13 protein-coding genes and 1 riboswitch are annotated in these 12,695 nt (G+C 68.0%); of the genes, 8 read left to right on the forward strand and 5 right to left on the reverse strand.

What is annotated here, in order from left to right:
- Positions 1-105 precede the first annotated feature (105 nt).
- A complete protein-coding gene (locus tag AB4Y72_RS18255; protein ID WP_441427550.1) occupies positions 106-807 on the reverse strand; it encodes a hypothetical protein in 702 nt (233 codons plus the stop codon).
- Positions 808-811: 4 nt separating this feature from the next.
- Positions 812-1,016: riboswitch (cyclic di-AMP (ydaO/yuaA leader) on the reverse strand.
- Positions 1,017-1,219: 203 nt separating this feature from the next.
- On the opposite strand from AB4Y72_RS18255, the gene AB4Y72_RS18260 reads away from it, so the two are divergent.
- Complete coding sequence (locus tag AB4Y72_RS18260; protein ID WP_441427551.1) at positions 1,220-1,444, forward strand: hypothetical protein; 225 nt, start codon at positions 1,220-1,222, stop codon at positions 1,442-1,444.
- A 134-nt stretch (positions 1,445-1,578) separates the two neighbouring features.
- Complete coding sequence (locus AB4Y72_RS18265) at positions 1,579-2,793, forward strand: cation:proton antiporter (protein WP_441427552.1); 1,215 nt, start codon at positions 1,579-1,581, stop codon at positions 2,791-2,793.
- A gap of 30 nt (positions 2,794-2,823) precedes the next feature.
- On the opposite strand, the gene AB4Y72_RS18270 is transcribed toward AB4Y72_RS18265, so the two are convergent.
- Positions 2,824-3,504, reverse strand: a complete 681-nt coding sequence (locus AB4Y72_RS18270; RefSeq protein WP_441427553.1) for a DNA alkylation repair protein — start codon at positions 3,502-3,504, stop codon at positions 2,824-2,826.
- A 125-nt stretch (positions 3,505-3,629) separates the two neighbouring features.
- Here AB4Y72_RS18270 and AB4Y72_RS18275 point away from each other — a divergent pair, with 125 nt between their 5' ends.
- The 4 genes from AB4Y72_RS18275 to AB4Y72_RS18290 all read left to right on the forward strand — a co-directional run bounded on the left by AB4Y72_RS18275 (position 3,630) and on the right by AB4Y72_RS18290 (position 7,369).
- Positions 3,630-4,268, forward strand: a complete 639-nt coding sequence (locus AB4Y72_RS18275) for a DUF4430 domain-containing protein (protein WP_441427554.1) — start codon at positions 3,630-3,632, stop codon at positions 4,266-4,268.
- Positions 4,269-4,514: 246 nt separating this feature from the next.
- Entirely contained in the window at positions 4,515-5,372 is an 858-nt protein-coding gene (locus tag AB4Y72_RS18280) for an esterase/lipase family protein (RefSeq protein WP_441427555.1), read from the forward strand.
- Positions 5,373-5,593: 221 nt separating this feature from the next.
- Positions 5,594-6,808, forward strand: coding sequence for a glycoside hydrolase family 16 protein (locus AB4Y72_RS18285; protein ID WP_441427556.1), 1,215 nt, complete (start codon positions 5,594-5,596; stop codon positions 6,806-6,808).
- A gap of 288 nt (positions 6,809-7,096) precedes the next feature.
- On the forward strand, positions 7,097-7,369 hold the full coding sequence (locus AB4Y72_RS18290; RefSeq protein ID WP_441427557.1) for a hypothetical protein: 273 nt from the start codon (positions 7,097-7,099) through the stop codon (positions 7,367-7,369).
- A gap of 15 nt (positions 7,370-7,384) precedes the next feature.
- On the opposite strand, the gene AB4Y72_RS18295 is transcribed toward AB4Y72_RS18290, so the two are convergent.
- The 3 genes from AB4Y72_RS18295 to AB4Y72_RS18305 all read right to left on the reverse strand — a co-directional run bounded on the left by AB4Y72_RS18295 (position 7,385) and on the right by AB4Y72_RS18305 (position 10,211).
- Entirely contained in the window at positions 7,385-8,146 is a 762-nt protein-coding gene (locus AB4Y72_RS18295) for a glycoside hydrolase family 16 protein (protein WP_441427558.1), read from the reverse strand.
- A gap of 245 nt (positions 8,147-8,391) precedes the next feature.
- Positions 8,392-9,393, reverse strand: coding sequence for a zinc-binding dehydrogenase (locus tag AB4Y72_RS18300; protein WP_441427559.1), 1,002 nt, complete (start codon positions 9,391-9,393; stop codon positions 8,392-8,394).
- A gap of 65 nt (positions 9,394-9,458) precedes the next feature.
- Positions 9,459-10,211 carry a TetR/AcrR family transcriptional regulator gene (locus AB4Y72_RS18305; protein WP_441427560.1) on the reverse strand — a complete coding sequence of 251 codons (753 nt, stop codon included), beginning with the start codon at positions 10,209-10,211 and terminating at the stop codon, positions 9,459-9,461.
- 136 nt (positions 10,212-10,347) lie between these two features.
- Here AB4Y72_RS18305 and AB4Y72_RS18310 point away from each other — a divergent pair, with 136 nt between their 5' ends.
- Together AB4Y72_RS18310 and AB4Y72_RS18315 are read left to right on the forward strand one after the other, a co-directional pair.
- The gene (locus AB4Y72_RS18310) at positions 10,348-11,823 is read left to right on the forward strand and encodes a flavin-containing monooxygenase (protein ID WP_441427580.1); all 1,476 of its coding nucleotides are present in this window, start codon (positions 10,348-10,350) and stop codon (positions 11,821-11,823) included.
- A complete protein-coding gene (locus tag AB4Y72_RS18315) occupies positions 11,820-12,692 on the forward strand; it encodes an alpha/beta fold hydrolase (RefSeq protein ID WP_441427561.1) in 873 nt (290 codons plus the stop codon). Before AB4Y72_RS18310 ends, AB4Y72_RS18315 begins: the two co-directional genes overlap by 4 nt.
- Positions 12,693-12,695: the final 3 nt, after the last annotated feature.

Consider the following 12,695-nt stretch of genomic DNA (forward strand, 5'->3'; position numbering starts at 1 on the left):
CGGACAGGGAAAAGACCGGCGATCGCTTGCCCCCAAGGGAAATCGATCGCCGGTCTTTCCGGACTATTCGGCCCCGCCGGCTAGAACCGGGAGGGACCGCTCGGCTTAGGCCCGGACGAAGGTCACGCCGCCGGTGGCGGTGAGCCAGGACAGCGGGTGGACGATCGTCTGGTTGGTGCCGTTCATGCCGCCGCTGATGACCTGGCCGTGGCCGGCGTAGATGCCAACGTGCCCGGACTGAACCACCATGTCCCCCGGCTGGGGGGTCGCCACAACGGTACCGAGGCCAAGGAAGTCACGCGGGGCGATGTCGCCGACCGGCTTGCCCGCCGCGCCCAGGGCCTTCTCCACCATTGCGGTGCAGTCCTGGGTGATGCCCAGCTGGCTGTAGGCGGCAGAGAGCATGACGGCGTTGCGGCCGGCGGCGGGCGCCGCGGCCGGGGCAGCCGGGGCGGCCTGCACCTGCACCGTGGCCTTGGGTGCGGCGGCAGGTGCCGCCGCGGGCGCCGCAGGTGCTGCCACTGGAGCGGCGGGGGCTGCTGCGGGAGCCGCGGCCACGGGCTTGGGCTGTTCGATGACTGGTGCCGCGACGGTGGCTACTGCGGGGCGGGCATAGCTGATCTTGACGCTTGAGTCTGCGCTGACCGGCGCGCTGACCAGCGACTTGACGTCCACGTTGGACGCCGGGGCGGAGTCACGCTGCGCGGGCGCGGCGGCAGCGTTGGCAGCCATGCCGCTGGTGAGGACCAGGCCGGACGCGGCGGTGACGACGGCGGCATGGCGCGCAAAAGTACTGATTGAAGTCATGAATGTAGCCTCTCCCAATGCCTGCGAGGTGAGCTGTCGGATTCGGATGGGAGTCACCCGGCCGCACTCTAGGGGCCCGTCGTTGCGGGCGCTGTGCGGCTTCACCCCAAGACCTGCGGAACAGCCAGGCCAAAAGTGGTTTCCCCGTCTCTGCCGGTCGTTGATGCGAGTTACCCCCGGGCCGCGGCAGAGTTAGGCAATCGGCTGGGGAGCGCCCGTATCGGAGACAACAGGCACTTATCCAACGTAACGCGATCCGCACCCCAATGTCACATTCAGGTAACGGCAGAAACGGCCCCATCCGTCAAATGCGCAGAGGACGGCGCGGCTTTTCGAACATAGGATGATGCCATCACCACCACCCTCGAAGCGGAGGCCCGAATTGAACAGCCACTGTGTCGCCATCTGCCAGTTGAGCAACCAGCCCCAGGAGGATTTCGACGTCAACACCGAACTGCTGATCCTGGACGGCGCGGACGTCCATGTGTCCACCTGGGACGCGGAACCACGGGACGGCGGCTTCGATGAGCACGTCCTGAACGACAGGGTGGACGCGCTCGGGTTCATGGTGATCAATGACTGGGCCTTCCTCGACGGCAAGGCCTACGCGGTGGTGGAGCGGCGGACCGCGCTTTAGCCGCGCGGCACAGGAGGCGCGTTACACGGTGGACGGGACTAGTCTCATTCCATGATCAAGGTTTCGACGGCCGGGCACATCCCGGCCACGGGGGCCGCCCCGGTGAGCCAGCGGCCTGCCCGCCGCGGCGAGCCGTGACATTTCTCACCCTGGCGCTGATCGCCGCCGTCGCTCTGGCCGGCCCGCTGCTGGCCCTGCCGGTGCGCTGGCGGCTGCCGGTGGTGCTGGGCGAACTGCTGGCCGGCATCGTGATCGGGCGGTCGGGCTTTGGCCTGGTAAACCCGGCCGATCCGACGTTCAGCCTGCTGGCCAACATCGGGTTCGCGCTGATGATGTTTGTGGCCGGAACCCATGTTCCCGTGCGGGATCCGCAGATCCGCTCCGGTCTCGGCAAAGGCGCCCGCAGGGCCGCGGCGTCCACAGCGGCCGCGGTGGCTGTCGGAACGGGCATCGGCCTGCTCTTCGGGACCGGACATGCGCCCCTGTACGTCGTGCTGCTGGCGTCTTCCTCAGCCGCACTGGTCCTCCCGATCGTCGATTCGCTGCGCCTCGGCGGACCCGACGTCATTTCGATGACAGCGCAGGTCGCGATCGCCGACATAGCCTGCATTGTGGCGCTGCCGCTCCTGGTGGATCCGCCCCACGCGGGCCGGGCGGCCTTGACCGTGATCACCGTGGCGGGCTGCGCCGTGGTTCTCTACATCGTGCTGAGATGGCTCGAGAACACGGGCATCCGCCAACGCGTGCACCGGCTCTCGGAAAACCGCAAGTTTGCCCTGGAGCTGAGGTTCCAACTGGTCGTGCTCTTTGCCCTGGCCGGTGTGGCGACTTTCGGCAATGTGTCCGTGATGTTGGCGGGTTTCTCCTTCGGCCTGGTGGTGGCTGCAGTCGGCGAGCCGAGGCGGTTGGCCCGCCAACTGTTCGCCCTCAGCGACGGCTTCCTGAGCCCGCTGTTCTTCGTCTGGCTGGGCGCCTCCCTCACGCTCAAGGACCTGGCCGGGCATCCGGACATGATTGGCCTCGGCGCGGCGCTGGGAGTCGGGACCCTGCTGACGCACTCCGGTTTGGCATTCCTGGGGCTCCCCCTGCCGCTCGGCGTGTTGTCGGCGGCCCAACTCGGCGTGCCGGTGGCAGCGGCAAGCATCGGCACGCAGCTTGATGTCCTGCTCCCCGGCGAGGCAGCGGCCCTGCTCATGGGCGCCCTGATCACGATTGCGGCGAGCGCGGCGGCCGGGTCCCGGGCAGCCAAGAGGTTCGCGCTCCCCGCGCACGTCAACGGGAAATCCGGCGGGACCGGCAGCGCCGTCGGCCAAGGCGACCCAGGCAATCCGGGCGAACCAAAGGGCTGACCGGGAGCGCGGGCAGTCCCCGCCGGTTCGTCAGCCTCGGACCGACGCGAACCGCAGCTCCGGTCTTTTCTTTGCCATCTCCGCCAGGACCCGGGAAACCGCCTCCCGGACCACTGCGCCGTCAGAGTCGGGCGTGGGCGTTTCGGACGGCTCGTGCTGCACGGAGCCGGCGTGTCGGACGAAGGTGTCCCAGTCCCCCGCGCCGGCGCGCAGGGCCAGCAGCGGCGAGAGCAGCGCGGCCCGGCGCAGCCACGGATCGGGTTCGCGCACCCACCGTTCCAGCACACTGTCGGCCCGCACCCTGCCCAGCACGTCGAGTCCGGCCACGAGGGGTCCGACGACCTCGACGGCGAGCGGATCGACGAGCTCCCGCACCCGCGCGTCCCGGATGAAGCCCTCCAGCCGTGTGAGGTCAGAGTTGGTCAACAGCTTTACCTTGGCCTGCAGAAGCACCACCGCGGCCAGGCGCCGTTCGAAAACCGGCACCGCCCACAATTCCGAGCTGAGCGCCGTGATCTCATCGTGGGACAGCCCAGGATAGCGGCGCCCGGCATTGCGGACGGTCCCGCGCACGGCGCCCACGGAGGCACCGTAGAACCGCAGGCCGCTCCCTCCGGGTTCTTTTCCCAGCCGGGACTGCAGTTCGTCGGCACGGCTCCAGGAGCTTTCCCGCTGCAGCGCGGCGTCAATGAATTCGCCAGCATCACTCACGCGTCCATTCTTTCCCTTCGCAGCCCGCAGTGGAAACGCGGCGCAAACCGCCTTTGGAGGTTCCGCACGCCCCTTCTGCCTAGACTGTTAGGGCAAGTCTCCAATTGAAAGCGGTTCACGCAACCATGCACACCAAACTGGCACTCGCCGTCGCACTTTCCGCCGTGACGTTGGGCGTGGCAGCCTGCGCTGCCCCTGCCCCTGCCCCTGCCCCGTCGGCCGCCCCGTCCACGTCGGCTATGGCGCCCTCGCCCGAGTCCACCGGGACGTCGCCGGCGGCCGCCTCGGATTTTGCCCTGGACATCGCGGGAGCGCCGGGCCGGATCGCGCAGGCCGGCCTCTCGGTGCTGACGGCCGAGGGCAACGTGGACCACTATCACGCACATCTGGACCTGTTCAAGGACGGCAAGCCCGTGACGGTGCCGGCCAACATCGGCATCACAGCCGGACCGGACAACAGGGCCAACGGCATCTCAGCCCTGCACACCCACGACACCACCGGCGTGGTCCACATCGAGTCCCCCACGGCGGGCCAGGTGTTCACCCTCGGACAGCTCCTGACTGAATGGGGCGTCCTCGGCGGCAGCGGGGCCCCCGGCACCGGGGACGGCCCGCTGGACGGCTGGACCCTTTACGTCAATGGCCAAAAGCGCGACGCCGGCATCCGGGACCTTCCGTTGAAGGCGCACGACGAGATCGTCCTGTCCTACGGCGCCGCCCCGGCAAAGGTCCCGGCGGCCTACGACTTCCCCTCGGGCGAATAGGACGACGGCGGGGCCGGCCGCGGCCGCATCTGCACGAATGTGCAACCAAGGCATGCGTAATGCCGGAAGCACGGGCCCACAGCGAGAAGGAGCCGCACAAACGTGCAGAATCCCCCGGCCCTGCCGACGCCTTTCCTAGCATGAAGTGATAGAAGTGAGCCGGATCACAGCGGAGGGTGATCCCCTACCTCGCTTCTTACCATGCAGAGCGTCATTGCCGACGCGTCCAACCGAAGAGGTATTTCCGTGCCCCATCTGACCAAACCTGCAATCCTTGCGACCATGGCCCTGCTCTGTGCATCCATGGCCGCCGCCCCGGCAACCCAGGCCGCGACCGCAGACGTCTCCCCTCCCGGGGCGAACGACTGGTCCTGTAAGCCCTCCGCGGTCCACCCCTACCCGGTGGTCTTGGTGCCGGGAACGTTCGAGAACATGGCCAAGAACTGGGCCACGATGGCACCGGCACTGAAGAACCAGGGTTACTGCGTTTACGCGCTGAACTACGGCGCGACCAACGGCGTCGACGCCACGGGCCCGGTGGCCGACTCCGCCCGGCAGCTCGCCCCGTTTGTGGATTCCGTGCTGGCCTCCACGGGGGCGAAGAAGGTCGATCTGGTCGGCCACAGCCAGGGCGGCATGATGCCGCGCTACTACATGGGATTTCTCAATGGCGCCAAGAAGGTAAACCAGCTGGTTGGAATTGCCCCGTCCAACCACGGCACCAGCGGGCTGATCGTCCCCTCCCCCGACTACGTTCCGCCGGCTACCTCCGTGGGTGGCTCCAACTGCCAAGCCTGTTCCGACCAGCAGGCGGGCTCGCCCTTCCTCACCGAGCTCAACTCCATCGGAGATACACTTCCCGGACCGGCCTACACGGTAATTTCCACCACGCATGACGAGGTAGTGACGCCCTACCAAAGCCAGTTCCTCACCGGCCCGTCGCAACAGATCACCAACATCACCATCCAGGACAAATGCCCGGCTGACGTGATCGATCATGACCAGACTCCAAACGACCCCATCGTCCAGCGACTCGTCTCCAACGCGCTGACACAAGGGTCCGGCCGGCCCGCCGACCCGGCCTTCCAGCCCGCCTGCGTGTAACACAACCGTCGGAAATCAGGCCGGGTCCCCGCCGAATCAGGCGGGGACCCGGCGTGCTTTTTCGGGTTGCAGCCAAACGTAACGATCGAGTAACGTTGGCGCTGCCCGTGAAGGGCCGGCCCTAATGCAGGGCCCCGGATTGCCCCTGCGCGACTGCCTTGTGCGGGGCCCGGTTGCGCCGCTTGGCGCCTGCTCGCTCCTGCCTTTCCGGCAGGGGCCGGATGAAGCTTCCCGCACTCGCCGTCGCCAGCGATGTCGCCACGACGGCGACGACGGTTGCGTGCGCCAGTACTCACGCCCGGAGGGGTTCGTTGTTCAACCAGACGCAGTTCAAAGAGACGCAGTTCAAAAAGACGCAGTTCACCACATCACCGTTCAGCAAGATGGCCATTGCGCTGTCTCTGGGCGCTCTGTGCCTGACCGGGTGCGGTGCAGCATCCACGGCCCGTGCCGCTGCGCCCTCGTCCGGTCAGGCCGTACGCTCCGCTGAAGCTCCCGCGTCCCCGGCAGCCTCAACCCCCGCGGCAGCCCCGGCGGCAAAGGCTGCGTCAACGCCAAAGGCTGCAGCCACAGGAGTTGCTGCCACACCCGTCAAGGCGGACACCGCCCCCGTCGGCAAAACCCCCGGCTCCGGCGTCGACGCGGCACCTGCCGCCGCCGCACCCGCCGCGGCGCCGGCCGCTCCGGCTGCGCCTCGTGGCGCATACGCGGCATCCGTTAAGGGATCGGCGTCGGTCGCGTCGGCCGCCGCCCCCGTCACGGCCCAAGCCGCCGTCGCATCAACGGACACCACTCAAGCCGCGACCGCCAGGGGCTGGGGTGCGGTTGTCGCGGGCGACGAGTTCTCCAACACCGGGGCCCCGGACTCCACCAAATGGAGCGTCTTCAAGGGACCGGGACATGCCGGCAAGGGCGTGCGCAGCCCGCAGGCCTGGTCAGTTGCCAACGGTGTGGCCACGGTCCGCGGCGACTCAACCGGCACCACGGGCGGAATGTCGGCCAAGTTTGCGCAGCAAAAATATGGCAAATGGGAAACGCGGATGAGAACCAACGCCCGGGACCCGAAGTACCACCCGGTGCTCATCCTGTGGCCCAACAACAACACCTCCCCCAACTGTGCCGAGATCGACTATGCCGAGGGAAGCACGAACACCGCCCAGATCAAGTTCTTCCTGCACTATGCCTGCAGCGGTTCGAACTTCCAGACCACGGCGGCCAAGACCATCGACACCACCCAGTGGCACAACTACGCCGTGGAGTGGACTCCGGCCGGCGTCACCGGATACATCGACGGTGTGAAGACGTTCTCTGACACCAATCCGGCGCACCTGCCCTCCGTGGGCATGCATCAGACCCTGCAGCTGGACTGGTTCCCCGACGGGTCCGCCACCAAGCCGTCACAGATGCAGATCGACTGGGTCCGCGTCTACAGGTAGGTCTGCAAGGAAGTCTGCAAGCAGGTCTGCAAGCAGGTCTGCAAGTAGTTCGACAAGGACCGCCGGCTCAGGCGACGTGTCGACGGCGGATCGGGGCATCCGCGTTGTCGACGCCGTCACCTGCGCAGGTCCTTGGCAAAACCTTCGCATCCCTTGGGGTTGGGGACCCGGTCCCGTTATATGGTTTGTCTCGGTGGTTCGCCTTAGGATCCGGGGCCAAACCCGGGATGGGGGAAGGCGGAAGACCGGTCCCCGGCTCAGCCGGAACGTTGATCAAAGGAATTGCCGATGTCGGTAGAGCCGTCGTCCGTGCAGGGACGCCCCCAGGAACAGGAACCCGTTGACCTGGCATCCCGCGCGAAGCGTGCCGCCGGTGCCGCCGGAATCCGACACCAGGCAGCCGGAATCATCGACGCCGTCCTCGCCGACACCGCTCCGGAGCACGACAAAGTCCGGGAAATGCTTCGCCAGCGGCTTGCCGCGCATCCGGGGCACCCGGAAAGGGCCCTGGCAGAGCATCTCGCCGCGCTACAGGCTGCGGCCGGCCCCCATAGCGAGTAGGCACGGCCCAGGCGTTTACCGATAGACGCGGATCCAGTCGACCTGCATCTGGCTGGGTTTGGTATGAGCCCCAGTGGGGAACCAGTCCAGCTGCACCGTCTGATGCATCCCCACCGTGGGCTGATGCGCCGGGGCAGAGTCGGAAAACCACAGCATCCCGTCGAGGTATCCGGTGATCCCGGCGGGGGTCCACTCGACCGCGTAGTTGTGCCATCGCGACGTGTCGATCCGCCGTGCGGCCCGCGTCTGGAAGTTCGGGCCGTGGCAGGCGTGGTGCAGGTTGAACTTGATCTGGGTGGTGTCCGCCGTGCCTTCCGCATAATCCACCTCGGCGCAGGTGGGTGATTTGTTGTTGTTCGGCCACAGGAGCAGGACGGGATGATATTGCGAGTCCCGCGCACTGGTCTTCATCCGCGCCTCCCAGCGGCCGTACTTCCGGTTGGCGAATGTGGCGGCCATGCCGCCCGTGGTGCCGGCGGCGTTTCCGCTGACCGTCACCACGCCGCCGCCCACCCTAAAGGCGTTCGGACTCCTGATCCCCTTGCCCGCGTGCCCCGGACCGTCGAAGACGTTCCATTTTCCGGGATCAGGCGCCCCGGCATAATTGAATTCGTCTCCCGCAAGGACCGGCCCCCATCCGCGGACGACGGCGGCTTGGGCCAGGTCGGATACGCCGGTCAGGACGGCCTGCCGTTCGAGGGCGGGTGTTGCGGCGCATCCAGTGAGGGCGAGGGCGCCCGCCGCGGCCAATGCCGCAGCCTTCCGCAGTGCAAACATCGCGTCTCCTGGTGTCCGTGCCAAGTAAACTTTCTGCTTCACGTCAGCCGACAGGGCCCGTGGGCTGGCCGGGCAGGCTCCCCGAAAGGGTCTGTACTGCCTCGGCGATGCGACGGATGGAACAACGCGGCTGCCGACCCCCAACCATCAATGTACGCCGCCGTCCTGCCCGCTTCCAGAGCGATCGGCTCCCAGCCGGCAAAGGAGACGGGGCCGGCCGCCAAGTGTGGGAACGGGGCACGGGGTTACGGCTTGAGCACGATCCTGATCGGGTTACCGTCCTTCTCACTGAGCATCCGCACGGCATCGGCAGCCTCGGCCAGCGGCATCACGCGGCTGACCGAGCGCGAGAATTCGACCCGGCCCAGCTCGTAGAGCGCCACGAGATCGGTGACGTCGGCGGGAGCCGAACCGTAGTGGCCCAGGATCTGCTGCCTCAGGTAGCTGAAGAGCGTCCCGTTGCTGACGTGCAACGGCTGATCCGCCAGGCCCACGAGCACCATCTTGCCGCCGGCGCCCAGGGACCTGGCCGCCTGCTCCCGGACCGACGGCACCCCGGCGAAGTCGAACGCCGCGGAGAGGCCGCGGCCCTGCGTCGCCACCTTCATGGCGGCGGCGAACCCGGCGTCGTTGGGGTCAAGGGCGACGTCGGCACCGAACTCGAGCGCCCGCGTGCGGGCCGCTTCGAGCGGGTCAACGGCGATGATGGGCGCGGCGCCCACGAGCCGGAGAAGCTGCACGGCGTGGGCCCCCAGGCCGCCCACACCCCAGATTCCGGCCGGTTTGCCCGGCTGAATCTTGGCGGTCGAGGTGATGGCCGCCCAGGGCGTAGAAACGGCGTCGGGGATGAAGCAGGCCTGTTCGAAGGGGAGGCTGTCCGGCAAGGGAACCACCGTGCCGGCCGACGCGACGGCGTACTCGGCCCAGCCGCCGTCGTAGTCAACTCCGCGCGTCAGGACGGTGCCGCCGCGCTCCTCGCCGGCTTGAAGGAGGACCCGCTGGCCAAGCCGCAATCCCTCGACGCCGTCGCCGAGCTGATCAATCACCCCGGCGACTTCGTGCCCCAGCGTCACCGTATCGCCGCGGAGATATTGCGGCTTCAGCATTCCTTCGATGAGGTGAACGTCGGAGAGGCAGACGCCGGCCGCGGCGACGGCGATCCGGACCTGCCCCGGCCCGGCCTCCGGATCCGGCACTTCCTGCACCGCGAACGTGGCGTTCCCAACGTTTAGCCGGCCTGCGAGCATGTTTTCTCCTTCGACATGGGCGCTGCCTGGGCGCCGTTGGGATTGGATTCCGGGAGGCCTGACCTTCAGGAGTCGGCCGGGACCGCACCGTAGATACTGGTGAGCCAAATGTGGAGCAGGGTCTCAACAGTGTCCTCGACGGCGTCCGCAAGGGCTTCCGCCGCACGCGGCGTGCCTGCCGGATCGAGCCCGGTCAGGGCCGCTGTGATGACGCGTTCGTTGAGCAGGTTGAGCGCGCTGGCCAGTCGCCGCGGCTCCGGCCCGGCCGGTGAGGCGCCGCGGTCGCGTTCGGCCCGGATAGCGGCCGCTGTGGCGTCGATCCAGCGGTTCGTCAGCGTGGCCCACTCTGCGGCGAGTTCGGGTTCCGAGGAGCGTGCGGCCGCGGCGGCCAGCGACACTCCCCGATGCGCCGCGAACGTCCCGGTGAAGGCCTCGATTGCCTTGCGCCACGCGGTTGCCGGAGCCGTCGGGAGCTCGCTGAAGACGTCCGCCGTCCGCTTCTCGGCCTCGTGCGCCACCTGGTCGAGGAGCGTCAGCAGAACCGCCTGCTTCGACGCAAAGTAGAAGTAGAACGTCGGCCGGGAGATGCCGGCACCCCGCGCCAGGTCGTCGATCGTGACGTCCGCGAAGTCCTTTTCACCGAGCAGCCGCTCCGCCGCGACCAGGATGGCATGCTGGCGTTCGTCACCGGAGAGTTTGGCGGCGCGGCGTCCGCGCCTGGGGCCTGTTTCAGGGACGGGCCCGGCCGCCGAATCGGTGGCCGCGTCAGGCGCCGGGCCGGTCGCCGGTGTAGTTTTTGCCGCGGACGGTGAGGTCATGCGGTCAGCTTAGCACCCTCTCGACAGGGTGTTGACTTCATCAACACCCTGTTCATAGACTGCGGGGACCGGGCCGGCACCTGCCGGACCGCAACGATCAGGGAGCACCATCATCGCCGAACATCTCGACGTCCTCATTGTCGGCGCCGGCCTCTCCGGCATCGGCGCGGCCTGCCGCCTCACCACGGCCTTCCCCTCGAAGTCGATTGCCATCCTCGAGGCGCGTGCATCCAGCGGCGGCACGTGGGATCTGTTCCGCTACCCGGGGGTCAGGTCCGACAGCGACATGTTCACTCTCGGCTATTCGTTCCGGCCGTGGGAAACGTCGACGTCGATCGCACCGGGAGCGTCGATCCTTGAGTACGTGCGGGAGACCGCTTCGGCTTACGGCGTTGACCGGATGATCCGGTACGGCCACAGGGTGGTGAGTGCCGATTGGTCCTCGGAAACCTCGCTCTGGACGATCGAGGTCATCCGGGGCGCCGACGGTCCGGTGACCTTCACGTGTTCGTTCCTCTTCATCTGTTCCGGCTACTACCGCTACGACGAGGGCTACAGCCCCGTGTTCCCGGGCCAGGAAAGCTTCGCCGGCCAGATCATCCACCCGCAGCACTGGCCCGATGACTTCGATGCGAGCGGCAAGCGGATCGTCGTGATCGGCAGCGGCGCCACGGCCGTCACACTCGTTCCCGCGCTGGCCTCCACCGCCGAGCACGTCACCATGCTGCAGCGCTCCCCCGGTTACGTCGCCGTCCTCCCGGACACCGACGACGGCTTCGACACCCTTGTCGCGCGTCGCGTCCCGCGCCGCCTGGCCGCCGTCGTCTCACGCTGGAAGGGGATCGCGCGGGCACTGCTGAGCTACCAGATCAGCCGGCGGAGTCCGGAAAAGATGAAGAGCATCCTCCGGCACCAGGTGACAAAGCGACTGCCCGAGGGGTACGACGTCGACAGGCACTTCCAGCCCAAGTACAACCCCTGGGACGAGCGGCTGTGCATCGTACCGAACGGCGACCTCTTCAAGGCGATCCGGTCCGGTAGCGCCGATGTCGCCACCGACACGATCGTGACCTTGACGCCGTCCGGGGTCCGTCTGGCGTCCGGCACTGAACTGGCGGCCGACGTCATCGTGACCGCTACCGGCCTTAATCTGCTGCTCTTCGGCGGCATGAACCTCAGCGTCGACGGCGCCCCGGTCGACCCGTCGCAGAAAGTCACGTATCAGGGCATGATGCTGGCGGATGTCCCGAACCTGGCCTTCGCGATCGGCTACACGAACGCGTCGTGGACCCTCAAGATCGATCTCGTGGTGCACTATGTGGCCCGGATCCTGCGCCATCTGGACCGGAGCCGGCACACCACCGTGACGCCCATAGCCCCCGCCGATGTCGGCGAACTCCGGCCGCTCATCGATTTGACCTCCGGCTACATCCGCCGCGGCATCGACCAGATGCCCAAGCAGGGCGGCCACGCACCCTGGCGGCTGCACCAGAACTATCCCCGCGACGTCAGGATGTTCCGGCTCAGCCGGCTCCTTGGCAATGGCCTGCGGTTCAGCGGGCGCTCCACCGTATCCCGCTCCACTAAGCCCGAACGGCTGGCGGCCCCGTGAGCGCGCAGCCGGAGTTGGCGGAGCCGCGCACGATCGCCGTGGACGGCCGCCCGGCCCGTTACCGCGACACCGGAAGCGGGTCCCCGGTCCTCCTGCTCCACGGCATCGGCCGGAGCCTCGCCGACTGGGACGAGCAGCACCGCCTGCTGGAGGCCAGCCACCGGGTGCTGAGCGTGGATCTCGCCGGATTCGGCGGCTCGACGGCACTGTCCGGAAGGCACACCCTCGGTTCCTTGGCCGCGTGGGTCTCCCGCTTCCTGGATGCCGTGGATGCCAAAGACGGACTTGACGCCGAAGGCGGCCTGGACGCCGTCGACGTCGTGGGCAACTCGCTCGGCGGCGCCGTTGCGATGCGCTTGTCCGTGCTGCGCCCGGACAAGGTGCGCCGCCTGGTGCTGATCAACAGCGCCGGCTTCGGTGCGACCGTGACGCCGGCACTGCGCCTGGTTGCGCTGCCCGTGGTCGGCAGGATCCTGCTGCGGCCCACTCCGAAGGCCGCGTATCAGACGGAACGTGCACTTTTCGTCAACCGCACCTTCATCTCCCGGGACCGGATTGCGGCGAGCGTGGCCCGCGGCTCGCGGCGGGGCGCCATGCGGGCCTTCCGCGAGGTTGCCCACGACCTCGGGACATTCAGGGGAATCCGCCCGAGGTGGCGGGCCCGCCTGCTCGCCGAAGTTGTCGCAGCCGGAAAGCCCGTGATGGTCCTGTGGGGCGACTCGGACGTGATCCTGCCCGCCGGCCACCTGGCGGAGGCGCGCCGGCTGCTGCCCGGCGCCACAACGCATCTCTTCGAGGAAACCGGGCACATGCCGCACCTGGAACGAGCCCGGGAGACGGCCGAACTGATCCGGGAGTTCCTGCGCTGACGG

Origin of the sequence: Arthrobacter sp. YAF34 (assembly GCF_052113245.1) — a bacterium.
Lineage (GTDB): Bacteria > Actinomycetota > Actinomycetes > Actinomycetales > Micrococcaceae > Arthrobacter.

Excerpts from the sequence above, each read along its gene's own strand:
- AB4Y72_RS18255 (WP_441427550.1), bottom strand. The coding sequence starts at position 807 with ATGACTTCAATCAGTACTTTTGCGCGCCATGCCGCCGTCGTCACCGCC.
- AB4Y72_RS18275 (WP_441427554.1), top strand. The coding sequence starts at position 3,630 with ATGCACACCAAACTGGCACTCGCCGTCGCACTTTCCGCCGTGACGTTG.
- AB4Y72_RS18285 (WP_441427556.1), top strand. The coding sequence starts at position 5,594 with ATGAAGCTTCCCGCACTCGCCGTCGCCAGCGATGTCGCCACGACGGCG.
- AB4Y72_RS18290 (WP_441427557.1), top strand. The coding sequence starts at position 7,097 with ATGTCGGTAGAGCCGTCGTCCGTGCAGGGACGCCCCCAGGAACAGGAA.
- AB4Y72_RS18295 (WP_441427558.1), bottom strand. The coding sequence starts at position 8,146 with ATGTTTGCACTGCGGAAGGCTGCGGCATTGGCCGCGGCGGGCGCCCTC.
- AB4Y72_RS18300 (WP_441427559.1), bottom strand. The coding sequence starts at position 9,393 with ATGCTCGCAGGCCGGCTAAACGTTGGGAACGCCACGTTCGCGGTGCAG.
- AB4Y72_RS18305 (WP_441427560.1), bottom strand. The coding sequence starts at position 10,211 with ATGACCTCACCGTCCGCGGCAAAAACTACACCGGCGACCGGCCCGGCG.